Here is a 24,456-nt window from a genome sequence, read left to right as displayed (position 1 = left end):
GATGTCCTTATCGGCGCTGCTGGTCGGTCGCGTACGCCTCGTACGCGGCGGTGAGGGTCAACGGCCGGACGACGTCCACGTTCAGCAGATACGTGGTGAAGCGCGCCGGTCGCTCGGGTTGGCTGAACGGGTTGGCGTCCGGACCGTGGTGGGCGCCTTGCGGATTGACGTAGAGCAGGCCGCTCCGGTGTGCGGTGGCGCCCTCGTCTTCGCTGCCCAGGATGAACGACACTTCGTCGTAGTCGACGTTGCGATGGTAGGGCGGCACGAAGGAGGAATCGGGGTCGCTCTGCATCGGGCGGGGCGTGAACGTGCAGATCCAGCAGCCGGGTGCGTCGAACGTCGCATATCCGCTGGGCGGGATGTCGAGGCGTTCGGCGGAGATGGACCGGATGTCGCGGATGTTGAGCCTGAACGGTGCGACGGTGCCCTGCCAGCCGACCACGTCCATCGGGTCGAACGGATAGAAGATCGACGACAGCCGGCCGGTCTGCTCGACCACCACCTCCCATTCGCCGGACTCGTCGCCACGGGCCGGATCGGGTTCCGGCGTCTCGAGCACACCGAAGTCGAACGGGACGTACTGCCCGAGCACGCCGCGCTCCGGGAATCCGATCGGGCCGGTGGTCCGTACGACGTAGAACAGATTGTCCGTGGTCTCGGGGACCATTCGGTAGGTGACGGCCTTCGGAACGACCAGGTAGTCGCCCTCGCCGAAGCGGAGCGGGCCGAAATCGGTGCGCAGCACTCCCCTGCCGCGTTGAACGAAGATCAGTTCGTCGCCGTCGGCGTTACGGTAGTGGAACGGCATCGGTTCCGACCGGTGGGAGACGGCGACCGCGACGTCCTCGTTGAACATCAGCACGGTCGGGAGTGCCCGGGGGTCGGTGCGATCGGGCAGATCCATGACATTCGTATCCGCCACGGTGTTCCGGAACGGTCCCTCGATCCGGGTCCACGCCGTCGCCGGGTGCCGGCGGTACAACATCGCCTGGTCGCCGGCGAAGCCGTGGCGGCTGTACTGGTCCTCGTAGGTTCCCTCGGGCCGTTGCGCTTGCCCCTGCCGGGAGACCACGCCTTTCGATTCTCGGAACACGCCCATCCGCTCCACTCCTCGCCCCGATCGGCTTCGATCCTTGTGCCGCAATGCAGAACTTTTGTTCTTCTATGCGGACTAGTCAATCACGAAGGCCATCGCATTCGGACTAAATTCTTCACAGCAGAAATTCAGTTCTGCCCAGCGGACATTTCGGCCACGTCAGGCCGGCATGATCGCTCGGGGAGGCGACCACCTCGGTTCCGCAACGCAGACACGTGGTGCGATACCGTTCCATGGTGAAGAACGGATCGCCGCAGGCCGGCCACGGAACCGCCCGGCCGAAGTATCCGGTGGGGTCGGTGGACAGCGCGTTGCGGTTGCTGCTGCTGGTCAGCAGTCGGCCCGAGATCCGGCTGTCGGACGCCGGCCGGGAACTCGGGATCGGGCGGTCGACAGCACATCGGCTGATGCAGATGCTGGAGTTCTACGGGTTCGCCGCCCAGGATCCGCGGACCCGTGCGTACCGGCCCGGTCCGGCACTCGCCAACGCCGGCCTGCAACTCGTTTCCAGCGTCGATCTGCGCGAGACGGCGCGACCACACCTCGAGATGCTGGCATCCGGCGTCCGGGAGACGGTGTATCTCCAGTCGCTGCGCCGCGATGGGCTGGTGATCTGCCTCGACTCGGTGGAGGGCCCGCGATCGCTGCGGGTCGGGGCGCGCACCGGCGAGACGATGCCCGCGCACGCCACCGCGGGCGGCCGGGTGCTGCTGGCCGCCCTGCCGGACGCGACCGTCGAGAAACTGCTGCCGAATTCGGTGCTGCCCGGTTTCACCGAACACACGATCACAGACCGTGACGCGTTGCTGCGGGAGCTGACCGAGGTCCGGAAGCGCGGCTACGGCGTCTCGGTCGGCGAGCTGGAATCCGACATCGGCGGAGTCGGGGTCGCGATCCGGGATCCGATGGGACGGACCCACCTCGCGGTGGCCGTGGCCGTACCGTGCACCCGCCTCACGGACGCCGACGAGCCGGTGATCGCCACAGCCGCGGGCGAGTGCGCCGATCGGATCAGCGCGGCGCTCGGCGCCTGATCCCGTCGTCGTCGCGGACTGAGCGACCCGACCCACGATCGTCAAATACCGGAAACGATCGGCTGATTCACTGGGAGGATCGTTTGCCGACAATTTGTTCGATCGACGCGGAGGTGGCCATCGATGGGTGTGCTGGACGAGCCGGGGGTTTTCGACGTCACGGATCCGGTCGGGATCTGCTGGCACTACCAGATGTACGGCTACGCCGTGGTGCGCGGACTGCTCACCGAGGCCGAGGTGGACACGGTCGAGGCCGAATGCGTGGACGCGCAGCGCCGGGTGATGGCCGGGGAGTTGCCGAAGCGCTACGGCTCCACCATGTTCCTCGACGACGCCACGAAGGCCGAGGCGTTCGCGAACTACGTCGAGCACATCACGGAACTGTCCCCGGCGGTGCGGCGAGCGGTCACCGAGACCCGGCTGGTCGCGCTGATCCGGCAGGTGCTCGGCGAGAACCTCTGGCTGGGCGCGGATCGCAGCGCCGGGATCGTCTACCAGGACGCCCGGCCGGGCCGGGAATCCGGGTACACCCGCATCGGCTGGCATTCGGACTGGCAGTCCGCGCCGAGTCTGGACATCTGGCCCGCAACGGCTTTCACGATCCACATCGATGCGACCAGTCCGCAGAACGGTTTCCTGCGGGTGGTGCCCGGCAGCCACCTGTGGGCCACGCCCGCGCCCTACCGCAACATCAACAACGTCGAGGTGCCCGCCACCGCCCGGCCCGCCGGGGGCCGCACCGCGACCCCGCCACCGTTCCCGATGCCGTTGGGATTCGAGAAGATTCGCGGCGAGGTCCCGGTCTACGCCGAACGCGGCGACGTGCTGCTGCACGATGCCTACCTGTGGCATTCCGCGGCCCGCGCCACCGACGACGACACCACCCGGCGGCACGTCCGCGGCGGCTGGTTCACCGGCACGGAACCGGCGCCGGAACTCGCGGACGAGTTCATCAAGAACGCGGCGCGCTGAACTCGAGCGCAGCCGGGCGGTGCGGGGCGGGCGCCCGGACGCGGTAGCGAGCAGGCGCCGCCGTTCGCCCGTCCGGCCCGCGCCACCGTGCGGCGGACGGGACGGCGCTAGCCCTGCGCGGCCCGGACCCGGGCGGCCTCGCGCTCGGCGTGGGGGTTGCTGCGGCCCTGCCGCGAGCCCGCCAGTTTCGCCGCGATGTGGTCGCGCACCACGATCGGCTCGTACGCCGAGCCGTCCGCGCCGATGTGATCCGGCAGGGTGGCGATCACCGCGTCGACGTTGCCGTCGTGGAAGAAGGCCGCGGACCGGCGGCGGCGCACCGTGCCGTCCACGATCGGCGGCCGCACCCGGTGCAGCGTGGACAACCATCGGTCGTTGGTGAGCCGGGCGGTCAGATCGCCCAGATTCACCAGCAGCGCACCGGGTTCCGGCGACACGTCGTGCCAGCGGCCGTCGGCGCCGAGCACCTGCAGCCCCGCCACCCGATCAGCCCACAGCACGGTGACGATGCCGAAGTCGGTGTGCTCCCCCATGCCGGTCGGCTCGCCGGTCACGGTGGTGTGCTCGGGCAGCGCGTAGTTGTTCATCCGCAGGACGTCGATCGAGTGATCGGTCAGCCGCGCGAAGAAGTCCGGCGGGAGATCCAGTGCCGCGGCGAAGATCCGGGTCAGGGTGCGGGCCACCCGGCCGGCGTGCTCGAAATAGCCGCGCACCGCCGGCTCGAAGCCAGGCAGCTCCGGCCACACGTTGATCCCGTAGTCGGCCTCGGACAGGTCCAGGCCCGGGAACGAGCGCGCCTCCGCGCCGACGTTGAACGCCTCGAAGAAGTCGTTCGCCCCGGCGGATTCGATCCCGAGGCTCAGGCTCAGCGCCTCGCTCTTCGGCGGGCTGTACCCGCGATTGGCGCCGGCGACCCGGTACGAATTCTTGAATTCGGCCGGGCTGCCGAAGAATTCGTCGATCGCCCCGGCGAGCCCGGCCTGCACCGCGTCGGGGATGCCGTGCCCGAGGATCTGCACGAAGCCGATCCGGCCGCACGCGTCATCGATCTCCCGCGCGACCCGGGCCCGATCCTCGTCGGCGCCCCCGGCGACGAAGGGGGTGATGTCCACCACGGGCACGTCGAACGGTTCGGGCGATGTCGGCATGTGCCCAGGGTAGGTCCGCGGGGGCCGCCGGGTCTTTGTCCGGAAGACCGAAACGCCGCGCGGCCGGAGCACCGGATTCGTCGTTCGTACAGATCCGCTCGAACCGTGCGTCCGGCACAGTGGAGGATGTGACCGATTCGACCGGCAAGATCGTCCTCGGCGCCGACCGGTACGGCAAGGCCGAGAACCGGGTGGTGCGCATCTATCGCGACACGCCCCGGCACGAGATTCGTGACCTCAACGTATCGTCGTGCCTGCGTGGTGATTTCGCGGCGGCCTACACCGTCGGCGATCAGAGTTCCGTGCTGCCCACCGATTCGCAGAAGCAGACGATCTACACCTACGCGAAGACCCACGGGGACGGCAGCATCGAGGAGTACGGGCTGGCGCTGGCCCGGCACTTCGTCGACGACATCGCGCCGGTGCAGTCGGCCCGCATCGAGATCGAGGAGTACGCCTGGGAGCGGGTGATCGCCGGCGGCCGCCCGCACGAGCACACCTGGACCCGGCGCGGCCCGGAGGTGCGGATCGCGGCGATCACCGTGGCGGGCAGCGGCGCCGAGCGCCGCGAATGGGTGATCGGCGGCGTCCGGGATCTGGTGATCCTCAAGTCCACCGGCTCGGAGTTCGCGGGCTTCCTCACCGACGAGTTCACCGTCCTCGAACCCACGCGGGACCGGGTGATGGCGACCAGCCTGGTGGCCCGGTGGCGCTTCACCACACCGCCGGACGACTGGGACGCCACCCACGCCGGCATCCGCGCCGCGCTGGTCGAGCGGTTCGCGCTGCTGCACTCGAAGGCGTTGCAGCAGACGCTGTTCGACATGGGCCGCACCGTGCTCGAGGCGTATCCGTGCCTCGCCGAGATCCGGCTGTCCGCGCCGAACAAGCACCACTTCGCGTACGACCTGGCACGTTTCGGCGTCGACAGCACCGACGAGGTGTTCCACGCCGACGACCGCCCGTACGGCCTGATCGAGGCGACGGTACGGCGCGAGGACGCACCCGACGCCGGAATCGCCTGGGACACCTACACGGGGGCGGTCTGATCGCGAGCGCGCACGGCGAGGAACAGGTCCAGCCGATCGTCCAGCCGGCCCAGATCCCGGCCGGTCAGCTCCTCGACCCGCCCGATGCGATAGCGAACGGTGTTGAGGTGCAAATGCATTCGATCGGCGGCCTGCCGCCACGATCCGGCACAGCCGAGGAAGACCTCCAAGGTCTCCAGCAGTCCGGCGCCGGTGCGCCGGTCGTAGTCCACGACCGGGCCCAGCACCCGCTCGGCGAACCGGCGCTGCAGTTCGCCGGGCACCGCGGTGAGCAGGCCGAAGGCCGAATCCACATCCGCGACACGGACATTCACCGGACCCTCGCCGCCGACGGACGCGGCCGCCGCGGCGGCGGCCACCGCACCGGCGGCGGATTCGCCCGCGCGGCACACGCTCACCCCGGCCCGCACCACCGCCCCGGCCAGCACCGGGGTCAGCCGCTCCAGCCGGCGGCGCAGCACCGCGGCGACCTCCTGTTCCGCACCGGTTACCCAGGCGGCGACCCGGCCGGCCGGATCGACGGTGGTCTGCGCCGCCGGCAGGACGTCGTGCAGCAGGGCGCGGACCGTGTCCCGGCCCGGCGCCGACGAAACACCTTCCACCGCATCATTGTTCACGGGCGGGACGACATCCAGCACCACCGCGAGCACCGGGCCCGGCGGCGGTTCGGCCCGCATCCGATCGCTCATCTCCCAGGACAGCCGCAACTGCTCGGCGTGGCGCATCCGGTACAGCTCGGCGACGGCCGCCAGATCGGCCGCCGCCCCGTCCGGCTCGAGTTCGCCGTGCTCGTCGCGAACGACCAGGTACCACAGCGTGATCCGATCGCCGAGCCGCCCGCCGACCGGCCACACCGCGTATCCGTCGCGCAGGGTCAGCGGCAACCGGTACGCGCCGGCGGCAGCGGTGATCACGTGGTCGGTCACCTCGTCGTCCGGCGCGCCCGCGCCCGCCACCACGGTGCCGGTCGAGGTGAGCAGCCAGGCCCGCACGCCGCAGTCGCGCGCGAATTCGCCCACCAGCGCGTCGATGTCGCGACCGTCGGCCACCGCGGTCAGCAGCCGCCGCTGCCGGGCCAGCCCGGATTTCACCCGGCGCAACCGGGTTTCGGCGTTGCGCTCGGCGAGATGCTCGATGATCCGGCTGAACGGCAGGCTCTCCGGCACCTCCAGCAGCGGCAGTCCGTGCCGCGCGCAGGCGCCGACCACATCCTCGGGCACGTGCCCGTACAGCGACTGCCCGGCGGCCACCGCCACCGCGCCCGCCGCGGCGAGCAGTCCGATGTAGTGCGCGCTGTCGTCCGCTTCGCGCCGCCACACCAGTCCGGTGCAGACCAGCGCGCCCGGCGTCACGAACGGTAGCGGATCGGGCATATCGGTGACACAGATACGGGCCACGGCCCGGTCGAGCGCCACGGGCTGCGCGTGCCGCAGCCGTAACGACAACGGTTCCTCCAGCATGTCCCGCACCAGCACGGCACACCTCCGGTCCCTCGGTACAACGTGCCGTCACCGTAGAACCGCGGTATTTCACCCGTATTTCCGCCGGATCACGCTGGGGTCCGCAGACCGGCTACGCCGTCGTTACCGATCGATCAGGTCGGACGTACCGTCCGGTACGGAATCCTCCTCGACGGTCGGCTCGGCGGGCTCCCGCGGCACGTAGCGCCAGACATCCAGCAGGGACCGCTCGTCGAGCGGCTCCGGTCCCGGATGCTCGGTGGCCCGCAATTCCGCGACGACCGCGGTCGTGTCCAGGCCGGATCCGATCAGTACCAGGGTCGTCGTCACCTCGCCCCCGGGAACGGGCTCGAATACGAGATGCCGCCCCACCAGATGCACCAGGAACCGGTTCGGGTCCCCCGCGGCGGCGAACCGCACCCAGCCCTTGGCCCGGAACACGCCGGCCGGCGGCGCGGACAGCAAGGCGAGCAAGCGTGCGGGATCCAGCCCGGCGGCCGTCGTGAACGTCACGGTCTGGTAATCGTCGTGCAGGTGCCGGTGGCCGTCCACGTCGTGATCGTGCTCGTCGGCCAGCAACTCGTCGAAGCTGAGCTGTTCGGCGACCGTCGTGGCGGCCCGCTCCGGTGGATCGAACAGCAGCCGGGTATCGATCCGCCCGAACGAGGTGGCGTGTACCGGTACGCCGCCGACCAGATCGCCGATCCGCCGCCGCACCTCGGCCAGCCGCGCGGCCGGCACCCGGTCGGCCTTGTTGATCACCACCAGATCAGCCAGCCGCAGGTGCTCGGCGAGTTCCGGATGCCGGCCCAGGGTGTCGTCGACGTGCTCGGCGTCGACGACCTCCAGCAGGCCGCCGTAACACAGCCGCGGATCGTCGCTGCTCAGCACCATGCGGATCAGATTGCCCGGTTCGGCCAGGCCGCTCGCCTCGACCACGATCACGTCGATCCGCTGCCGCGGATCGGCGAGCCGGTCGAACATCTCGCCGAGTTCGCCGACGTCGACCGCGCAGCACACGCACCCGTTGCCCAGCGACACCATCGCGTCGACCTGCCCGGCGACCAGCAGCGCGTCGATGTTGACGGCCCCGAAGTCGTTGACCACCACGCCGATTCGCGCCTCCCGCTGCCGGAGCAGGTGGTTGAGCAGTGTAGTCTTCCCCGCTCCCAGGAACCCGGCCACCACCACCACAGGAATCGGACGCCGCATCCGCACCACCCTAGTGGCCCGCCGCGACCCGCTTCCACGGCACACCGCCGGAAACGGGTCGCGCCCCGCACCCGGTGTGGGTGCGGGGCGCGACGGCCGTGCGTTACTTGTTGGGGGCCAGCAGGGTGGCCACCAGGGTGTAGGCCAGGTTGATCAACTCGGAACTCACCATCGAGTTGTCCATGCCCAGATTCTTCGCCAGCGGCAGCAGCAACTGGACGACCGTGCCGACCAGCGAGTCGGCCATCCCGCCGTTGCCGGGCCCGGTCTGCGGGAACGCCCCCGCCGGGCCGGACTGGCCGGGCAGCGTGCGGTTTCCGGTGGACGGGCCGTTCGGCGCCGACTGCGACCCCGGCGCGCCCTGATACCCCGGGCTACCGGGATATTGCGGCATCCCGAACGTGCCCGGCGGATACCCCTGCAATCCGCTCGACGCGCCCGGAGTACCGGGCTGAATCCCCGCGGTTCCCGGCTGCGCACCCACAGTACCCGGCTGCGCACCCGCAGTACCCGGCTGCGCGCCTGGAGTGCCCGGCTGCGCGCCCGGAGTGCCCGGCTGGAAACCCGGTGTTCCGGGCTGAATTCCCGGCGTCCCCGGCTGGACACCGGATGTGCCCGGCTGTGCGCCGGATGCACCCGGCGCGACTCCCGCCGGGTCCGGTTGCGCGCCCGGAGTACCGGGCTGAATTCCCGCGGTCCCCGGCGACATCTCCGGCGCACCCGGCTGCGCCGCCGGACTACCCTGCTGGATTCCGTAGGCGCCCGGTGAACTCGGCGCCAGCGGCGCCTCCGCCTCCCGGGTCATCGAACCGGGTGTCGACACGGGCATCCGGACCGGCGGCCCGAGTGGCGCCGGAGCGGCCGGCTCGGGCGCGGCGTTCGCACCCGCCGGAGCCACCGCACCCGGCGCCGCCGCCTCGGGAGCGACCGCGCCGGAACCCTGCGCAGCCGGCACCTCCTGCGGCGAAACAGCTTGCGGTGCAGCCGGTTCCGGAGCCACACCGGCCGGCGCACCACCCTGCGGCGCAACGGCTTCCGGCGTAGACGCTTCCGGAGCCGCGTTCCGCATTCCCGCAGTCTCGGGCATACCACCCTGCGGCGCAACAGCTTCCGGCGCAGACGCCTCCGGAGCCGCGTTCCGCGTCCCCGCAGTCTCGGGCATACCACCCTGCGGCGCAACAGCTTCCGGCGCAGACGCCTCCGGAGCCGCATTCTGCGGCCCGACAGCCTCGGGCGCGGTGCCCGGCCGCGCATCCGAGTTCGTCGCACCCTCCGGAGCGGCGCCACCCTCCGGAGTGTTCGAACCCGGTGCGGCGCCCGGGTTCTCACCGGGTGCGCGGTTCATCGCCGGAGCCACGCCGCCCGGCCGGGTGGCGTCCGGATGCGTGGCGTCGGCGTTGCCCGACTGTCCCGCACCTTCGGTGCGCGCGGGCGCGCCGCCGGTCATACCCAGCAGATATCCGGCCAGGCCCGTGGTGATGACCACGGCGTGCTTCAGCTGCCCCTCCGGCGATTCCAGCAGTTTCGCGTCGTCGGCGTTGCCGCCGTTGCCCATCTCGACGAACACGTCCGGCACCCGGGTGAGCGCCGGTCCGGCGATATCGCCGCGGGTCTGCAACCCGTCGACGACACCGGCGTAGTTGGCCGGCTCGAAACCGGCTTGGACGTACGCGTCCCGCATCGCCCGCGACGCGGCCAGACCCGCCCCGGACTGCACCTGGTCGGCCACCGAATCCGGGACCGGCAACTGCGGCACGATCAGGTGGAAGCCGTGATCCTCCGCGGGCGCGCTGTCGGCGTGGATACTGATCGCGATGTCGGCGCCCGACCGATTGGCCGCGGCGGCGCGTTCGTCGACGCAGCCGCCCCAGCCGGTGTCGTCCGGACGGCTGAGCACGACCTTCGCCCCGAGCGCTTCCAGCGACTGCTTGACCAGCTGCGCCACGTTCCAGTTGACGGTGTGCTCCGGCACGCCGTTCATCGTCGTCATGCCGGTGGTCTGGCATGCCTTGGTGCCGCCGCGGCCGTCGTCGACCGGGCGGTTGAGATCCTCGGTGTGGTTGGGACCCTGATGGCCGGGGTCCAGGAATACGGTCTTGCCGGTCAGTTTGGCCGCGATACCCGGGGCTTCCGGGGATGCGGCCGATTCGGCCGCCGGGAACAGCCCGACGGAGACGGCGACGGCCGCGGCCGTGGTGGCACAGCGCAGACCGGCCTTGGTGATGCTTGGTTGCTTCATGTTCGGACGGCGCACCCGGAGCGGGGCGCCCCTCCTTCCCACTAGTAACACCAAACCCAGCGGCTCACTGTGGCAACAACAGCACCAAAAGACAACCGACCAACCGCTCCGTTATCGAACAGTTACCGTCAGCCGAGCGAATTCAGCCGTGCACGATCTGGTCGCCCTCGACCCGGACCGGCCGCGTATCCAGCGGCCGGGACGCCGGCCCCGCGGCCACGGTGCCGTCGAGATGGAACGAGCTGTTGTGGCACGGGCATTTGATCAAACCATCGGCAACCTGATTGACCAGACAGCCGAGATGCGTGCACCGTGACGAGAATCCGAGGAACGACCCCGCCGCGGGCTGGGTCACCACCGTGTCACCGACGATAACGCCGCCACCCACCGGCACATCGGCGGTCCGGGCCAGCCCGGTCGCCGGCTGTTGCGTCGGCATCGGATGCGGCGCCGCCGGCTGCGACGAGCCGGCGGGCGGCGCGGCCGGCGAATCGCCCCCGCCGCAGGCGGTGACCAGGCCGAGCGTCGCCGCGGCGGCACCGGCGCCGGCGAGGGCGGTGCGGCGGTCGAGCGAGCCCGTGCCGTCGATGCGGTCGATGAACCGAGTCATGAGTGACCTTCCTTGCTCCACGCGAGCGGCGCCCGCGCGGGCGCCCCACCCAGGCAACGATGCCAGAGGGAAAGCGGTTCAGCGATGGCGCGTTCCGGTCGCGGGAGCGTGAACGGGCGCGCGCCGCAACGACTGGAGCGCGTAGTGCACCCGGGTCTTCACGGTGCCGACCGGAACACCGAGGTCCTCGGCCACGTCGCGGTACGGCCGATCGCGCAGGATCACCTGCACCACCGCGTGCCGCTGCGGATCGGGCAACCGCGCCAGCAGTTCGTCGACCAGTAGACCGTCCGCCACGGCATCGGCGAAATCCGGCCGGGCCCACCGTGATTCGGCCCCGTCGGCGAGGTCGTCCCAGCCGGTTTCCGGCGGCCGCACCGCCCGCATCCGGACGATGTCGATGAGCACGTTGCGCTCGATGGACGACAGCCAGGTACGCATGCTGCCGAGCATCGGGTCGTAGGTGGCGCAGGCGCGCCAGGCCCGCAGCAATGTCTCCTGCACGGCGTGTTCGGCCAGGCCGGCGTCGCCGAGCCGCTGGAACGCCCGCCAGTGCAGCAGCCCCTGTTCGGCGGCCAGGACCGTGGCGAGCCCGGCCTCGGTGCACAATCGCGCGCACCTGGGACCGCAGATCGGCGAATGAAGTTGTTGGATCGGAACACTCATGTCCGCAATATCGCGAGGCGCGCGCGAAAGGCATCACCGCGCGGCCTGGGACGGTGACCGATCGGCGGCCCCGGACATGGTGACCGCGCACCGATTCCCCCGACTCGGCCGTGCGCGCGCGGCGATTCTGTTAGACCGGACGGACGGCGGATTCGACATCCGCCGGTCCGAACGCGGAGCAGCCGAAATCGGCGGCCTCGCACACTATCCGGAGGAGGACCGCCGTGCGCGGACGGACGCTCGTCACCGCCGGGACCGTGGCCGCCACGGTCACCGTGCTCGGAACCGCCCTCGCGGGCGCCGATCCGGGGACGGCGATCCCCGGCGACGGCCTGTATCGGGTCGGTACCGATATCGCGCCGGGGATCTACCAGTCCGCCGGATCCCCGGACCCGGCGTCGGGGTGTTTCTGGCAGCGGCTGTGGCATGTGGCCGAGCCGGGCGACGCGACCGATCCGAACCATTACGTCGTCGCCGCCGATTGGACCCATGTCACCCCGGTCCGGGTGCTGATCAGGCCGACCGACGTCGCGTTCCGCACCACGAACTGCGGCGCCTGGGTCGCGGTGCCGCCGCCGCCCGCGTCCGGTTCGTCCGGTCCCGGCACGCCGTACGGCACCGAGTACTGATAGCCGGGGCCACCCGGCCGATACCGGTCCCGGCATCGGCACCGGCGATCCGGGCCGGGCTGGGCCGGGCTGGGCCGGGCTGGGCCGGGCTGGGCCGGGCTGGGCCGGGCTGGGCCGGGCCATGTTAGCGCTAACATTCATCGTGTAGTGTCCGCGTGGTGATCACCACCAGGCATGCACTGGCCGATGGCCGGGAGATCCTGTACTTCGACGAGACGCCGGTGACGAGGGTGGCGACCGACCGTCGCGATCTCCCGCACACCACCACCGCCTCCGAGACCCGGTTCGATCCCCTGCTCGGCGAATGGGTGGTCTTCGCCTCGCACCGGCAGACCCGGACCTTCCTGCCGCCGGCCGACCTGTGCCCGCTGTGCCCGTCCACCCCGGAGCGCGCGACCGAGATCCCCGAATCCGACTACCAGGTGGCGGTTTTCGAGAATCGCTTCCCGTCGTTGTCGACCACCGTGACGAAAGTCGATGCGACAGTAGAAGGTTCACCGCTGACACCGCTGCGCGAGGGGTTCGGCCGCTGCGAGGTGGTCTGCTTCACCAGCGATCACGATTCGTCCTTCGCGCGGCTGGATCCGGCGCGGGCCCGGCTGGTGCTCGACGTGTGGGCGCACCGCAGCGCGGAGCTGGCCGAGATCGACGGCGTCGCACAGGTCTTCTGCTTCGAGAACCACGGCGAGGAGATCGGGGTGACGCTGTCGCATCCGCACGGGCAGATCTACGCCTACCCGTTCGTCACGCCGCGGGTCGCGAAGATCTCGGAGAACCTCGCGCGGCACCGGAAGGCGCACGGCGGCAATCTGTTCGAGGATCTGCTCACCACCGAGCGGGCGAGCGGCCGGCGGGTGGTGGCGGCCAACGCCGAGTGGACGGCCTTCGTGCCGCCGTTCGCGCGCTGGCCCTACGAGGTGCAGCTGTATCCACACCGCCGGGTGGCCGACATCCCCGATCTCGACGACGCGCAGCGCGAGGGCTTCGCCGCGCTGTATCTGGACGTACAGCGGCGCTTCGCGCACCGCTTCGACACCCCGATGCCCTACATCGCCGCGTGGAACCAGGCGCCGACGGTGAGATCCGGTGCACCGCGCGCGGAGTGGTGGCTGCACCTGCAACTGTTCTCGATCCGCCGCGCGGCCGGGAAGCTGAAGTATCTGGCCGGCTCGGAGTCCGGCATGAACGTCTTCATCAGCGACACCACCCCGGAGACCGTGGCGGCCGAGCTGCGGGAGGTGACCGCGTGAGCGGGGAGTGGGTGGCGCCGGGCCGGGTCAACATCATCGGCGAGCACACCGACTACAACGGCGGCTACGCGCTGCCGATCGCCCTGCCGCACGTGGTGACCTGCCGTGCCGCAACGACTTCCGACGGCCTGGTGCGAGTGTCGTCGCGGCAGCATCCCGGCGAGCGGATCGAACTGCCCGTCGCCGGACTGGCCGAGGCCCAGGTGTCCGGCTGGGCCCGCTATCCCCTGGGGGTGGTGCACGAATACGTCCGCCGCGGGCACCGGATCACCGGCCTCACCGTGGAACTCGACGGCGCGGTGCCGGTCGGCGCGGGCCTGTCGTCCTCGGCGGCGGTGGAATGTTCGGTGGCCGTGGCGATCCGGGACCTGTTCGACCTGCCGGTCACCGCCGCGGATCTCATCGACATCGGCCGGACCGCGGAGAATTCGTACGTGGGCGCGGCCACCGGCACCCTGGACCAGTCCGCCTCGGTGCTGTGCACCGCCGGGCATGCCCTGTTCCTCGATTTCGGGGCGGGCGAGCACGCGCAGGTGCCGTTCGACCTCACCGCCTCCGGGCTGGAACTGCTTGTGGTGGACACGAATACGCCACATCAGCTGGTGGACGGCGACTACGGCGAGCGCCGGCGGGAATGCGAGGCCGCCGCCGCCGCGCTGGGCGTGCCGGAGCTGAGCGCGATCACCGATCCCGCCGACGTGGCGCGGATCGGCGACCCGGTGCTGCGCCGCCGCGCACGGCACATCGTCTCCGAGAACGCGCGGGTACTCGCGGTCGTGTCGATGTTGCGCGAGGGCCGCGATCCGCGTGCCATCGGCCCGATCCTCACGGCCGGACACGCCTCGCTGCGCGACGATTTCGCGATCTCGACCCGGCAACTGGACAGCGCGGTGGCGGCGGCGCTGGCCGCGGGCGCGCACGGGGCACGGATGGTCGGCGGCGGATTCGGCGGCAGCGTCATCGCGTTGACCGATGCCGACCGGACCGGACATATCGAATCCGGAATCACCCGGATGTTCCACACGGAAGGTTTTTCACCGCCCCGAGCCTTCGTCGCCGTTCCCTCCGAAGGAGCGCACCGGGTGTCGTGAGCCCGTTTCAGTGACCGAATTCACACCTGTCGGCGACATCGTCGCGAACGCTTTTGTATCGCAACATACCGAAACCCGCTGCGAATTCAGCGAATTGTCTTCGGCCGCATGCACTCACGGATGCAAGCCCGTATGCACGTGCACCTCTACGGCTTACGAAAATTTCGGCTCATTTCCAGCTATCTGAATCAATAACGCCCCATGGGAACAGAAGCAGCGCACTGTCAGTCCGAGCAATGATCTAGCAATGCAGACGAACAGGATCAACGGCACACAACGGCCGAGGTTGAAGGTACCCGGTTCGGCCTCCTGGTTTGCAAATCTCGCAAATAGGGGTACCGCTGCGGCGAAACGGGACCGTACCGTGGAGCACGATTAGCCCGGCTATCCGCGGGAATATCCCTGTCGATAATCGTCGCCGGCTGATCCCCAGGGGGATTCGATCGGTTCCAACGGATTCCGGCCTGGCAGCGTCGCCCGCATACAGTCACCAATCACCTCGGAGGTACCGATGATCGACCAGAATGCGACTCGCGCCGTGGATCTCGACTGGCGCAAGTCGAGTTTCAGTGGACCGGACGGTAACTGCGTCGAATGCGCCGAGTTGCCCGGCGGCGGCGTGGCCGTCCGCAACAGCAACAACCCGGAGGCCGGCACCCTCGAGTTCACCCGCGCGGAGCTCTCGGCCTGGATCCTCGGCTGCCGCGCCGGCGAATTCGACTACCTGGCCTGACCCCCGGTAACCGCGCACCGGGCAGTGGGGCACGCCGCCCGGATCGCGACGATTACCTGAGAGGTCATGGATCGAGCCTGCCCTGGTAGGGCAGGCTCGATCCATGACCGACAACCCGCTACCCGACCACGAGGGCACGGCCCTGTTCCACCGCACCATGCCCTTCACCGCCCGCCTCGGCGTCGAGGTCCTCGCACACGGCGCGGACCTGGTGCGCAGCCAGCTGGCCTGGTCGGCCGACCTGTGCACGCTCGGCGACGCCCTGCACGGCGGCGCGCTGATGTCGCTGGCCGACGCGACCGCCGCGGTGTGCGCGTTCCTCAATCTGCCGGAGGGCGCGCAGGGCACCACCACCGTCGAATCCAAGACGAACTTCCTGCGTGCCGTCCGATCCGGGTACGCCGTCGCGACCGCCCGTCCCCTGCACGCCGGACGCCGATTCGTGGTCGTGGAGACCGAGATTCGCGACAACACGGACGCGCTGGTCGCCAAGACGACCCAGACTCAGGCGGTATTACCGTGACCCGCCGCGGAATGCGCACGCCCGGTGCCGCGTTGGACGTGGCCATGACGGATCGGGTACTGCGATGACGGCGATCGATGGAACGGTGGCACTGGGATTCGAGCCGGTGCGCGACGCTTTCGCGGCGAATTTCGACAAGGCCGGCGAGGTGGGCGCCGCGGTCGCGGTGTATCGCGACGGGCAACCGGTGGTGGATCTGTGGGGCGGACAGGCCGATCCCGCCACCGGCCGGCCCTGGCAACGCGACACCCTGCAATTGGTGTACTCCGCCACCAAGGCGGTCACCGCGGCCGCGGCCCATCTGCTCGCGCAGCGCGGTGAACTGGACCTCGACGCACCGGTGGCCCGGTACTGGCCGGAATTCGCCGCCGCCGGGAAGGCCGGAATCCCGGTGCGCCAGTTGCTGTCCCATCGCGCCGGGCTGCCGGCGCTCGATCGCCCGGTCCCGCTGGCCGACGCGCTGGCCTGGGATCCGATGGTCGCGGCCCTGGCCGCGCAGCGTCCCCTGTGGGAGCCGGGCACCGCGCACGGTTACCACGGCCGTACTTTCGGCTGGCTGGTCGGTGAGGTGATCCGCCGGGTGTCGGGCCGGTCGCCGGGTCGCTTCGTGGCCGAGGAGATCGCGGGCCCGCACGGCATCGACTTTTTCATCGGACTACCGGACACCGAGCGGAAGCGGGTGAGCCGCTTGGTCTTCGCGCCGCAACCGGACTACTCCGCGATCCCGATCGACGAGATCCCGGAGTCGCTGCGTCCGCTCCTGGCGGCCGCCCGGGATCCGGAATCCCTGTCCAGTCGGGCGTTCTCGGTGACCGACCCGCCGAATCCGGATTTCGACTCGGCCGAGGTGCAGGCCGCGGAGATCCCGGCCAGCAACGGTATCGGCACCGCGCGCGGCCTGGCCCGGTTCTACGCGACGCTGATCGGCGAGGTGGACGGGCGTCGGCTGCTGACCGCCGGCACCCTCGCCGACGCCACCCGCGAACAGGCCGCGGGCACCGATGCGGTGATCCTGCTGCCGAGCCGGTACGCCTCCGGATTCATGCTGCCCACAGCGGAATTCCCCCTCGGCGGCCCGGCCTCGTTCGGCCACCCGGGACGCGGCGGCGCACTGGGCTTCGCCGACCCGGCCCGCGGGCTGGCCTTCGGTTACGTCACCAACTACATCGTGGAGGGCAGCTTGGATCCACGCGCCGCCGACCTGGTCGCGGCGGTGAACACGGCCTGGGACTGAGTCTTCCGGCTACACGGTCACCCGGAGCCGGTCCGCGCGCAGCCGCGCCACCGCCCGCGCGAACTCGCCCGGACGGGCGGCGGCGACCCTGTCCACCTCCGCGATCGTGTCGACGTCGGTGAGCGTCGGTAACCGCCGCAGCCGGCATCCGTAGCGGCGCAGGGCCGCACCGGTGAGCTCACCGGTGCGGGCGGTCGACATGGGCACCGTGACCAGGATGCTCGCCGCCGCCGGATCGGTGAGCCCCAGCGCCCACCAGCCGCCGTCGGTCGCCGGGCCGAGCACCGTGTCGCCACTGGTCAGCAGCCGGGTCGCGCACGCGGCCAGCAGATCCGGACCGGCCTGCGGGGTGTCCATCCCGATCTGCAGCACCGGACGGCCCAGGTAGGACGCGTCCGCGTGCGCACCGGCCAGCCGCTCGCCGAAACTGCCCTCCGACTGCGGGACCACCTCGAAATCGGCCAGCGCCGCGCCGATCTCGTCGGCCCGCTCGGCCCGCTCGAGATCGCCGGTCCACGAGACCATCCGATGCCGCACGCCGCTGCCGCGCACCGCCGCCAGGGTGTCCAGCAGCGCCGCCGCCGCCAGTCCCGCCGCCTCCTGCGGCGAGAACGGCGGGGTCAGACGGGTTTTCGCGAATCCGGCGATGGGCGCCTTGGCGATCACGAGCAGGGTGGCATCGATCGGCGTCACAGCACACTCCAGAAGTCCCGCACGGCGCCGACGGTGCCACGCACCGAACCGGAGACCTTCGAGACCCCGTGCGTGCGTGGCCGATAGCGGACGTCCCGCTCCACCACTGCCCAGCCCGCCCGTGCGGCGCCGAGCAGCAACGCCAGCGGGTAGCCGGATCTGGGGTGCAGCGGCCCGAGCGCGAGCAACCGCTCCCGGCGCAGCACCCGCACGGCGGCGAGGTCGTGGATCGGCAGGCCGTGGCGGCGGCGCAGCACAGCGGCCAGGACCGCGTTGCCCGCCCGGGCGTGCCACGGCCAGGCGCCGCGCGCGACGGCCCGGCGCCGGCCCGCGACCATGTCCACGCCGGGCACCAATTCGCTTGCCAACATGGGGATCTCGCCGGGATCCAGGGAACCGTCCCCGTCCAGCACCGCCACCAGTTCGGTGTCCGCCGCGCGGATCCCGGCGTGCACGGCCGAACCGTATCCCGGCGTCGGCTCGGTCACCACGGTCGCACCGGCCGCGCTCGCCACCGCCGCGGTGCCGTCGGTGGAGGCATTGTCGACGACGATCACCCGGTATCCCGGTGGCACGGCGGCCAGCACCCCCGGCAACGCACCCGCCTCGTTGTGGCACGGAATCACCAGGGTGATGTCCCGCGCCTCGTGTGTCTCGGTCACGGCATCGACCGTAGGGCCGCGAGGCCGCGCCGGACCCCTGCGACGCGGTGACGAAAGTATGACGGGAACAGCACCATTCGACGCGGGCGGTCCGGAAGGCGGCGGAGGTGGACTCCTCGGCCGGACAACCCGCCACACCATGCCGAGCCGCGCGGGGACGAGGCACGGCCATGCCCAGATAACCCCTTGCTCGGTCGGCAACCACAACTTCCTCGGTGCCCGGTGCGCGGCATCGCCTCCCGGCCGCCGTCGGGAACACCAGCGCGATCGAGCCGAGACCACCTGGATCGCGAGCGGGGCCGCCCCGCTCCGATCGGATTCGACAGGCGGCCCGCGCCGTCCGCGAATGCTCCGGACCGACCGCAGCGGTACGGGTCTCTGGCTCGTCGACCGCCCGGCATACGGTCGACCGGCCCGGTGACGAAAGTGTGACAACCCGGTCGGGTGTGCCGATCGCCGGGGGTCCGCCGAGGGCCGCGGCCTATCGTGAAGCCCGTGCAGCAGGCGGTCGTCACCGAAAATCCCCGGCGTGCCCGCGGTATCGCGGCGTGGACGTGCGCCGGGGTCGCGGCGCTGCTGGTCGTAGTGGCGTTCGCGCTGCCTCAGCTGCGGGGCCCGGAGTGGGGCCGGCACCTCTACGCGGCCGCGGCCCCGATCTTCGGCATCTGGGGTCCGCACGTCGGCTGGGGTACCGGACCGGCGGTCGCGATCGCGGTGGCGGTCGTGCTGTTCGGACCGGATCTGGCGCGGCGGCTGCCCTGGCGGCGGCTGCTGACAGTGTCCTGGCTGACCTCGGTGGCGTGGACGTTCGCGCTGGCGATGGTCGACGGCTGGCAGGTCGGTTTCGCCGGAAGGCTCACCCGCCGGCACGAATACCTGTGGGAGGTCGGCGGAGTCCGGGACATCGGTGCCATGTTGCGGGGATTCTCCGGGCGGATCCTGGATTTCCGGCCCGACTCGTGGACGACACACGTCTCCGGCCATCCACCCGGCGCGCTGCTGACCTTCGTGCTGCTGGACCGGCTCGGCCTCCGCGGCGGCGCCTGGGCCGCGTGGCTGTGCGTGCTCGTCGGGGCCAGTGCGGTGGCGGCCGTGGCGGTCGCGCTGGACGCGCTCGGCGCGGCCGATCGCGCCCGGGCGGCGCTGCCTTTCCTGGTTCTCGCGCCCGCCGCGGTCTGGGTCGGGGTGTCGGCCGACGGATTCTTCGCCGGGGTCACGGCGTGGGCGGTGGCGCTGCTGGCCGTCGCCACCCGGCAGCGGCCGGGATGGCCGGTGGTCGCGCTGGTCTCGGGGCTGCTCTTCGGCTACGGCCTGTACCTCAATTACGGCCTGACGCTCATGGTGGTCCCGGCGGCGATGGTCCTGGCGGCGCGGGGTTTCCGCCCGGCGGCCCCGGCGCTGATCGGGGTGGCCCTGGTGGTGGCGGCGTTCACCGCGGCCGGATTCTCCTGGCTCGACGGCTATCACCTTGTGGTGCAACGGTATTACCAAGGTATCGCCTCAGAGCGGCCGTACTCCTATTGGGTGTGGGGCAATCTGGCGGCCACCGTCTGCGCGGTCGGCCTCGCGACCGCCGCCGCGCTGCCCGAAGTCGTTCGCGGGGTGGGTCTTCCGGCGATCACGAGCCGTGCCGGACTGATAGGGCGGTGGCGCGCCGCGGTCGATCCGGCGGCCCTGCTCGCGGCGGCGGGGCTGCTCGCCATCGCGGCGGCCGACATCAGCGGGCTCAGCAAAGCGGAGACCGAACGGATCTGGCTGCCGTTCGACGTCTGGCTGCTGGCGGCCACCGCGCTGCTGCCCCGGCGCGCGGCCAGCTGGTGGCTCGCCGTGCAGGCGGTCGCCGCCCTGCTGCTCAACCATCTGCTGGCGACGAACTGGTGACGGCGATGCGGATCCTGGTGGCCGACGACGACCCCGTGGTACGGGAGGTGGTCCGGCGCTATCTGGAGCTGGACGGCCTCACCGTGGTGGAGGCGGGCGACGGCCCCGACGCCGCGGACATCCTGTCGCGCAACGAGATCGATCTCGCCGTCCTGGACGTGATGATGCCGCCGCCGGACGGTGTGGAGCTGTGCCGCATCGTCCGCGCCGGCCCGCATCCGCAGATCCCGATCATCCTGCTGACCGCGCTCGGCGAGGAGGAGGATCGGGTGGTGGGCCTGCTGGCCGGGGCCGATGATTATGTCGTGAAACCGTTCAGCCCACGGGAACTGGCGTTGCGGGTGGCCTCGGTCCTGCGGCGCGCCGCGCAGGCCCGGCCCGGTCCGGAACGCGTGATCCGCAGCGGCGACGTCGAATTGCGGCCCGAGGCTCAGGCAGTGCTGGTCGGCGACCGGCGCGTCGAGCTCACCGCGCGCGAATTCGATCTGCTCACCTTCCTGATCGGCCATCCGCACCAGGTGTTCAGCCGTGACGAACTGCTGGAACGGGTGTGGGGCTGGACCTTCGGCGACCATTCGACCGTCACCGTGCACGTGAAGCGGCTGCGCGCGAAACTCGGCGCCGCCCACCGGATCGAGACCGTCTGGGGCCGCGGCTACGCCTGGGGCCGGCCGGGGACGGGGGCCGGCGATGCCGCATGACATCCCCGCCCTGATCTGTTACGCGCTCGCCGGATCGGTACCGGTCACGGCACTGGGCGCGCTCGCGATGCGGATCACCCACAACCGGAGTCTCACCACCAGCATGGTCGTGCTGGTGCTGATCCCGACCCTGGCGACGCTCGCCGGCCTGATCGCGGTGAGCGGGCTGATGTTCACCCACGAACTGGAGCGAAGCGCCATCGTCCTCGCGGTGGTGACGGCGGTCGCGGTGCCGGCGGCGATCGTGCTGGGCCGGGCTCAGGCCCGGAAGACGGTGTGGCAGCGGCAGATGCGAGAACAGGAGCGGGCCGCCGAGCAGTCCCGGCGGGAACTGGTGGCCTGGGTCAGCCACGATCTGCGGACCCCGCTGGCGGGCATCCTCGCCATGAGCGAGGCCATCGCCGACGGTGTCGTCGACCGGCCCGAAACCCTGGAACGCTATGCGCAGCAGATCGTTCGGGAAACCCACCGGCTGTCGGCCATGGTGGACGACCTGTTCGAGATGTCGAAGATCAACTCCGGCGCCCTGCGCCTCACCCTCGAACCGGTGGACCTGCGGGAACTGATCGACGAGGTCGCCGCCACCACCGGGCCGTCGGCGGAACGCGCCCGGATCCGGCTGTCCGCCCGGCAGCCGGCGGCGCCGATCCCGGTGTGCGGCAACGACCGCGCCCTCACCCGCGTGATCACCAACCTGGTCGCCAACGCCATCGAGCACACCCCGCCGGGCGGCCGCATCGATGTCGTCACCGGCAGCGCCGACGGATACGCCTGGGCCCGCGTCGACGACACCGGCCCGGGCATCGCGCCCGCCGATCTGCCCCGCATCTTCGAGGTCGCCTACCGCGGCAGCGCCGCCCGCTCCCCCGCCGCCACCGGCATCGGCAGCAACAGCGGCATGGGCCTGGCGATCGCGGCCGGGCTGATGCGGGCCCACCAGGGCGAGATCACCGCCCACAACCGAGAGGTCGGCTGCCGCTTCGAGATCCGGCTCCCGCTAGTCTCGGATGACAGCACGGCCGACCGCCGGGTGTCGCCCGTCCACCCGAACGAAGTGCAGACCGGCTGAACGCCCGGACGGCCGATCCGTCACCGCCACTGCGGCGCGCCGACCGCTGCGACGGAACGCAATGGGGCGGTGGCGAATTCGGCGAGACCATCGGCGGGGTGCACGGCGGCGGTGAAATCCAGCAGCGCGCGGGCCCGCTCGGGCGAGGCGACGATGTGCCGCACGTCCCCGGGCCGGTATCGACCGGTGACGACCGGTGGTGTGCCGCCGTGTGCCCGGGCGAGCAGCTCGGCGACCTCCAGAATGCTGATCGGGACACCGGAGGAGATGTTCAGCGCGGCGAATCCGGGCAGCGGGCGGTGCACGGCGGCGAGATTGGCGGCGGCGACGTCGCGGACGTGCACGAAATCCCGCATCTGGCCGCCGTCTTCGAACACCCGCGGCGCGCCACCGGCGGCCAGTGCCGAGCGGAAGATCGCGGCGACTCCGGAATACGGCGTGTCCCTGGGCATTCCGTCGCCGTAGACATTGTGGTACCGGAGGGCGGTCACCGATCCGCCGGTGGCCGCGGCCCAGGCACCCGCGTAGTTCTCCTGGGCCAGTTTGCCGGCCGCGTACAGGCTGCGCGGCGACAGCCGGCTGTCCTCGTCGATCGCCGCCCAGCGCAGCGGCCGGCCGGTTCCCGGGTGGAGATGGTCGAAGCAACCCGCGTCGAGATCCGCGCGGCGGCGCGGAACGGGCTCCACCGCAGCGGAATTCGCGTCGACATACCGCCCCTCGCCGTAGACCACCATCGAGGACGCGAGGACCAGCCGCCGTACCCCGGCCGCCGCCATCGCCGCGAGCAGCACCGCGGTGCCGAGGTCGTTGTGACTGGCGTACGCGGGCGCGTCGGCGGCGTCGACGCCCGCGCCGACCACCGCCGCCTGATGGCAGACCACATCGACGCCGCGTAACAGCCGCGCCATCGCCTCGGGTTCGCGCACGTCGGCACGGTGCACCCCCTCCGGCGGGCTCGCCGCCGGTCCGTGCGCGGCGGCGAGCATCAGATCCGCCGCGACCACCTCGTCACCGGCCTCGGACAGCGCGCGCCGGATGTGCGACCCGATGAAACCGGCGGCGCCGGTGAGCAATACCCGCACGGCTCAGCAGCCCGCGATATCGGAGGGATTCATGCCCGGAATCCTCCCCGAATCACGGGTCCGCACAGCCACGAAACGCCGTCGGCGGCCGCGAGGTCAGACTTCCGTCACAAACCGCCGGCTCACCACCCCACCATCAACTCGCTCGGCCCGCGCACGAGCAACCCTGTCTTCCAAGGGATTTCATCCGGCGGTACCGCCAGATGCAGCGCGGGGAAGCGGCGCAGCAGCGAACTCAACGCGACCTGTAGTTCCACGCGCGCCAGCTGGGCGCCGAGACAATGGTGCGCGCCGTGCCCGAAGGCCACGTGCACGCTGGTCTCCCGGGTGAGGTCCAGCCGCTCGGAATCGGCGAAGACCGCGTCGTCCCGATTGGCCGACTGGATGCTCGCGAACACCGCCTCGCCGGCCCGTACGGTGACGCCCCCGAGTTCGACGTCCTCGGTCGCCACCCGGGCGAAGGCGGCGCCGCTGCCGAGCTGCACGTAGCGCAGCAACTCCTCCACCGCGGCGGGCACCAGATCCGGCCGCCGCAGCAGCAGTTCCCACCGATCCGGATCGCTGAGCAGCACATAGGCGAAGTTGGCGATCTGGTTGGCGGTGGTCTCGTGGCCCGCGATCAGAATGGTGACGCCGAGGTTGACCAGCTCCGCCTCGCTGAGCCGGTCCTCGTTGTCGCGCGCGGCGACCAGTGCGCCGTACAGATCGTCGGTGGGGGTGGCGCGCCGCCGGGCGACCAGTTCGGTCAGATAGTCCTCGAGCGCCGCCCGGGCCGCGCGAATCTGCGCCAGCGAGTACGCGGTCGTGGCCATCACGGTGTCGGAGAAGTCCCGGAACCGATGGTGTTCCTCGGGCGGGACACCGAGCATCTCGCAGATCACCGTGACCGGCAGCGGCAGCGCCAGCCCCCTGACCAGATCGGCCGGCGCGCCGGTGCGTTCGACGGTGTCGAGCAGGCCGTCGGCGATCTGCTGTGCGCGGGGCCGCAATTCGGCCACACGGCGCGCCGTGAACGCCTTCGACACCAGCTTGCGCAGCCGGGTGTGTTCCGGCGGATCCATGCTGAGCAGTGAATTCGCCCGCGCGGGTTCGGGTGTGGAACGCGGAATGTCGTCGCGGCCGACGGTCACGGCGCGGCTGAATCGGGGGTCGGCGAGCACCCGCTTGACATCCGCGTAGCGGGTGACCAGCCAGCCGTCGCCGCCGTAGGGCAACCGGATGCGCGAAACCGGTTCCTCCCGGCGGAGTGTCGCGAACAGTGGATGGATCTCGAGTCGAACCGGCTCGCCGAACGGGTACTGGCGAACCTCGGTGGGGGCGGTCATACGGTCTCCCTGGTCGTCACGGACGGTGGGTTCCCTGCCGGAGAAAATCCTTACTCCAGCTAAAGTATTACTCCCGCCTGCCACTGTCAACGAT

The 24,456-nt window shown here is 71.0% G+C and carries 23 protein-coding genes; 12 read left to right on the top strand and 11 right to left on the bottom strand.

Annotated features, from left to right (window positions below; translation table 11 throughout):
• Window positions 1–7: 7 nt before the first annotated feature.
• A complete protein-coding gene (locus NRB56_RS25085) occupies window positions 8–1,102 on the bottom strand; it encodes a homogentisate 1,2-dioxygenase (RefSeq protein WP_153346326.1) in 1,095 nt (364 codons plus the stop codon).
• Window positions 1,103–1,332: 230 nt separating this feature from the next.
• On the opposite strand from NRB56_RS25085, the gene NRB56_RS25080 reads away from it, so the two are divergent.
• Window positions 1,333–2,133 carry an IclR family transcriptional regulator gene (locus NRB56_RS25080; protein ID WP_153346324.1) on the top strand — a complete coding sequence of 267 codons (801 nt, stop codon included), beginning with the start codon at window positions 1,333–1,335 and terminating at the stop codon, window positions 2,131–2,133.
• A gap of 123 nt (window positions 2,134–2,256) precedes the next feature.
• Window positions 2,257–3,105, top strand: a complete 849-nt coding sequence (locus tag NRB56_RS25075; protein ID WP_153346322.1) for a phytanoyl-CoA dioxygenase family protein — start codon at window positions 2,257–2,259, stop codon at window positions 3,103–3,105.
• A 107-nt stretch (window positions 3,106–3,212) separates the two neighbouring features.
• Here NRB56_RS25075 and NRB56_RS25070 read toward each other — a convergent pair whose 3' ends face one another.
• The gene (locus tag NRB56_RS25070) at window positions 3,213–4,253 is read right to left on the bottom strand and encodes an isopenicillin N synthase family dioxygenase (protein WP_153346320.1); all 1,041 of its coding nucleotides are present in this window, start codon (window positions 4,251–4,253) and stop codon (window positions 3,213–3,215) included.
• Between the two features lie 128 nt (window positions 4,254–4,381).
• On the opposite strand from NRB56_RS25070, the gene pucL reads away from it, so the two are divergent.
• Complete coding sequence (pucL, locus tag NRB56_RS25065; protein ID WP_319943496.1) at window positions 4,382–5,302, top strand: factor-independent urate hydroxylase; 921 nt, start codon at window positions 4,382–4,384, stop codon at window positions 5,300–5,302.
• Here pucL and NRB56_RS25060 read toward each other — a convergent pair.
• The 5 genes from NRB56_RS25060 to NRB56_RS25040 all read right to left on the bottom strand — a co-directional run bounded on the left by NRB56_RS25060 (window position 5,284) and on the right by NRB56_RS25040 (window position 11,489).
• Complete coding sequence (locus NRB56_RS25060) at window positions 5,284–6,777, bottom strand: helix-turn-helix domain-containing protein (protein ID WP_319943495.1); 1,494 nt, start codon at window positions 6,775–6,777, stop codon at window positions 5,284–5,286. The two genes, pucL and NRB56_RS25060, sit on opposite strands and share 19 nt — an antisense overlap.
• 108 nt (window positions 6,778–6,885) lie before the next feature.
• On the bottom strand, window positions 6,886–7,974 hold the full coding sequence (locus NRB56_RS25055) for a CobW family GTP-binding protein (RefSeq protein WP_153346318.1): 1,089 nt from the start codon (window positions 7,972–7,974) through the stop codon (window positions 6,886–6,888).
• Window positions 7,975–8,077: 103 nt separating this feature from the next.
• On the bottom strand, window positions 8,078–10,213 hold the full coding sequence (locus tag NRB56_RS40545) for an N-acetylmuramoyl-L-alanine amidase (protein WP_406603527.1): 2,136 nt from the start codon (window positions 10,211–10,213) through the stop codon (window positions 8,078–8,080).
• Window positions 10,214–10,355: 142 nt separating this feature from the next.
• Window positions 10,356–10,823, bottom strand: a complete 468-nt coding sequence (locus tag NRB56_RS39265; RefSeq protein WP_153346317.1) for a QcrA and Rieske domain-containing protein — start codon at window positions 10,821–10,823, stop codon at window positions 10,356–10,358.
• A 78-nt stretch (window positions 10,824–10,901) separates the two neighbouring features.
• Window positions 10,902–11,489, bottom strand: a complete 588-nt coding sequence (locus NRB56_RS25040) for a sigma-70 family RNA polymerase sigma factor (RefSeq protein ID WP_153346315.1) — start codon at window positions 11,487–11,489, stop codon at window positions 10,902–10,904.
• Between the two features lie 224 nt (window positions 11,490–11,713).
• Between NRB56_RS25040 and NRB56_RS25035 the strand changes: the two genes are divergently transcribed.
• The 6 genes from NRB56_RS25035 to NRB56_RS25010 all read left to right on the top strand — a co-directional run bounded on the left by NRB56_RS25035 (window position 11,714) and on the right by NRB56_RS25010 (window position 16,949).
• Window positions 11,714–12,118 carry a hypothetical protein gene (locus NRB56_RS25035; protein ID WP_194290983.1) on the top strand — a complete coding sequence of 135 codons (405 nt, stop codon included), beginning with the start codon at window positions 11,714–11,716 and terminating at the stop codon, window positions 12,116–12,118.
• A gap of 179 nt (window positions 12,119–12,297) precedes the next feature.
• Window positions 12,298–13,368: a galactose-1-phosphate uridylyltransferase gene (galT, locus tag NRB56_RS25030; RefSeq protein WP_153346721.1), complete on the top strand. Its 1,071-nt coding sequence runs from the start codon at window positions 12,298–12,300 to the stop codon at window positions 13,366–13,368.
• Complete coding sequence (gene galK, locus NRB56_RS25025; RefSeq protein ID WP_319943494.1) at window positions 13,365–14,459, top strand: galactokinase; 1,095 nt, start codon at window positions 13,365–13,367, stop codon at window positions 14,457–14,459. Before galT ends, galK begins: the two co-directional genes overlap by 4 nt.
• 511 nt (window positions 14,460–14,970) lie before the next feature.
• Window positions 14,971–15,192: a DUF397 domain-containing protein gene (locus NRB56_RS25020; RefSeq protein ID WP_153346313.1), complete on the top strand. Its 222-nt coding sequence runs from the start codon at window positions 14,971–14,973 to the stop codon at window positions 15,190–15,192.
• Between the two features lie 103 nt (window positions 15,193–15,295).
• Window positions 15,296–15,715 carry a PaaI family thioesterase gene (locus tag NRB56_RS25015; RefSeq protein WP_153346311.1) on the top strand — a complete coding sequence of 140 codons (420 nt, stop codon included), beginning with the start codon at window positions 15,296–15,298 and terminating at the stop codon, window positions 15,713–15,715.
• A 64-nt stretch (window positions 15,716–15,779) separates the two neighbouring features.
• A complete protein-coding gene (locus tag NRB56_RS25010; RefSeq protein ID WP_153346309.1) occupies window positions 15,780–16,949 on the top strand; it encodes a serine hydrolase domain-containing protein in 1,170 nt (389 codons plus the stop codon).
• Between the two features lie 9 nt (window positions 16,950–16,958).
• Here NRB56_RS25010 and NRB56_RS25005 read toward each other — a convergent pair whose 3' ends face one another.
• Together NRB56_RS25005 and NRB56_RS25000 are read right to left on the bottom strand one after the other, a co-directional pair.
• Window positions 16,959–17,642, bottom strand: coding sequence for a TIGR04282 family arsenosugar biosynthesis glycosyltransferase (locus NRB56_RS25005; RefSeq protein ID WP_319943493.1), 684 nt, complete (start codon window positions 17,640–17,642; stop codon window positions 16,959–16,961).
• Window positions 17,639–18,304: a glycosyltransferase family 2 protein gene (locus tag NRB56_RS25000; RefSeq protein ID WP_319943492.1), complete on the bottom strand. Its 666-nt coding sequence runs from the start codon at window positions 18,302–18,304 to the stop codon at window positions 17,639–17,641. The genes NRB56_RS25005 and NRB56_RS25000 overlap by 4 nt, the downstream gene beginning before the upstream one ends.
• A gap of 540 nt (window positions 18,305–18,844) precedes the next feature.
• On the opposite strand from NRB56_RS25000, the gene NRB56_RS24995 reads away from it, so the two are divergent.
• The 3 genes from NRB56_RS24995 to NRB56_RS24985 are packed head-to-tail and all read left to right on the top strand — an operon-like array spanning window position 18,845 to window position 21,955.
• Window positions 18,845–20,185 carry a hypothetical protein gene (locus tag NRB56_RS24995; protein WP_319943547.1) on the top strand — a complete coding sequence of 447 codons (1,341 nt, stop codon included), beginning with the start codon at window positions 18,845–18,847 and terminating at the stop codon, window positions 20,183–20,185.
• 5 nt (window positions 20,186–20,190) lie between these two features.
• Entirely contained in the window at window positions 20,191–20,886 is a 696-nt protein-coding gene (locus NRB56_RS24990; protein WP_153346307.1) for a response regulator transcription factor, read from the top strand.
• The gene (locus NRB56_RS24985; protein WP_153346305.1) at window positions 20,876–21,955 is read left to right on the top strand and encodes a sensor histidine kinase; all 1,080 of its coding nucleotides are present in this window, start codon (window positions 20,876–20,878) and stop codon (window positions 21,953–21,955) included. The genes NRB56_RS24990 and NRB56_RS24985 overlap by 11 nt, the downstream gene beginning before the upstream one ends.
• Before the next feature lie 20 nt (window positions 21,956–21,975).
• On the opposite strand, the gene NRB56_RS24980 is transcribed toward NRB56_RS24985, so the two are convergent.
• Together NRB56_RS24980 and NRB56_RS24975 are read right to left on the bottom strand one after the other, a co-directional pair.
• Window positions 21,976–23,037 (bottom strand): NAD-dependent epimerase/dehydratase family protein, encoded by a 1,062-nt coding sequence (locus NRB56_RS24980; RefSeq protein ID WP_319943491.1) that lies wholly within the window; start codon window positions 23,035–23,037, stop codon window positions 21,976–21,978.
• Between the two features lie 122 nt (window positions 23,038–23,159).
• Window positions 23,160–24,362, bottom strand: a complete 1,203-nt coding sequence (locus NRB56_RS24975) for a cytochrome P450 (RefSeq protein ID WP_153346303.1) — start codon at window positions 24,360–24,362, stop codon at window positions 23,160–23,162.
• Window positions 24,363–24,456 lie beyond the last annotated feature (94 nt).

This window comes from Nocardia aurantia, assembly GCF_009604425.1.
Taxonomy (GTDB): domain Bacteria; phylum Actinomycetota; class Actinomycetes; order Mycobacteriales; family Mycobacteriaceae; genus Nocardia; species Nocardia aurantia.
Note: the sequence above shows the minus strand (reverse complement) of the source record. Positions and strands in the feature narration are given on the sequence as shown.

Bases quoted from the DNA above. Each gene is read 5' to 3' on its own strand.
- NRB56_RS25085 (WP_153346326.1), bottom strand. From the start codon at position 1,102: ATGGGCGTGTTCCGAGAATCGAAAGGCGTGGTCTCCCGGCAGGGGCAA.
- NRB56_RS25080 (WP_153346324.1), top strand. From the start codon at position 1,333: ATGGTGAAGAACGGATCGCCGCAGGCCGGCCACGGAACCGCCCGGCCG.
- NRB56_RS25075 (WP_153346322.1), top strand. From the start codon at position 2,257: ATGGGTGTGCTGGACGAGCCGGGGGTTTTCGACGTCACGGATCCGGTC.
- NRB56_RS25070 (WP_153346320.1), bottom strand. From the start codon at position 4,253: ATGCCGACATCGCCCGAACCGTTCGACGTGCCCGTGGTGGACATCACC.
- NRB56_RS25055 (WP_153346318.1), bottom strand. From the start codon at position 7,974: ATGCGGCGTCCGATTCCTGTGGTGGTGGTGGCCGGGTTCCTGGGAGCG.
- NRB56_RS40545 (WP_406603527.1), bottom strand. From the start codon at position 10,213: ATGAAGCAACCAAGCATCACCAAGGCCGGTCTGCGCTGTGCCACCACG.
- NRB56_RS39265 (WP_153346317.1), bottom strand. From the start codon at position 10,823: ATGACTCGGTTCATCGACCGCATCGACGGCACGGGCTCGCTCGACCGC.
- NRB56_RS25040 (WP_153346315.1), bottom strand. From the start codon at position 11,489: ATGAGTGTTCCGATCCAACAACTTCATTCGCCGATCTGCGGTCCCAGG.
- NRB56_RS25020 (WP_153346313.1), top strand. From the start codon at position 14,971: ATGATCGACCAGAATGCGACTCGCGCCGTGGATCTCGACTGGCGCAAG.
- NRB56_RS25015 (WP_153346311.1), top strand. From the start codon at position 15,296: ATGACCGACAACCCGCTACCCGACCACGAGGGCACGGCCCTGTTCCAC.
- NRB56_RS25010 (WP_153346309.1), top strand. From the start codon at position 15,780: ATGACGGCGATCGATGGAACGGTGGCACTGGGATTCGAGCCGGTGCGC.
- NRB56_RS24990 (WP_153346307.1), top strand. From the start codon at position 20,191: ATGCGGATCCTGGTGGCCGACGACGACCCCGTGGTACGGGAGGTGGTC.
- NRB56_RS24985 (WP_153346305.1), top strand. From the start codon at position 20,876: ATGCCGCATGACATCCCCGCCCTGATCTGTTACGCGCTCGCCGGATCG.
- NRB56_RS24975 (WP_153346303.1), bottom strand. From the start codon at position 24,362: ATGACCGCCCCCACCGAGGTTCGCCAGTACCCGTTCGGCGAGCCGGTT.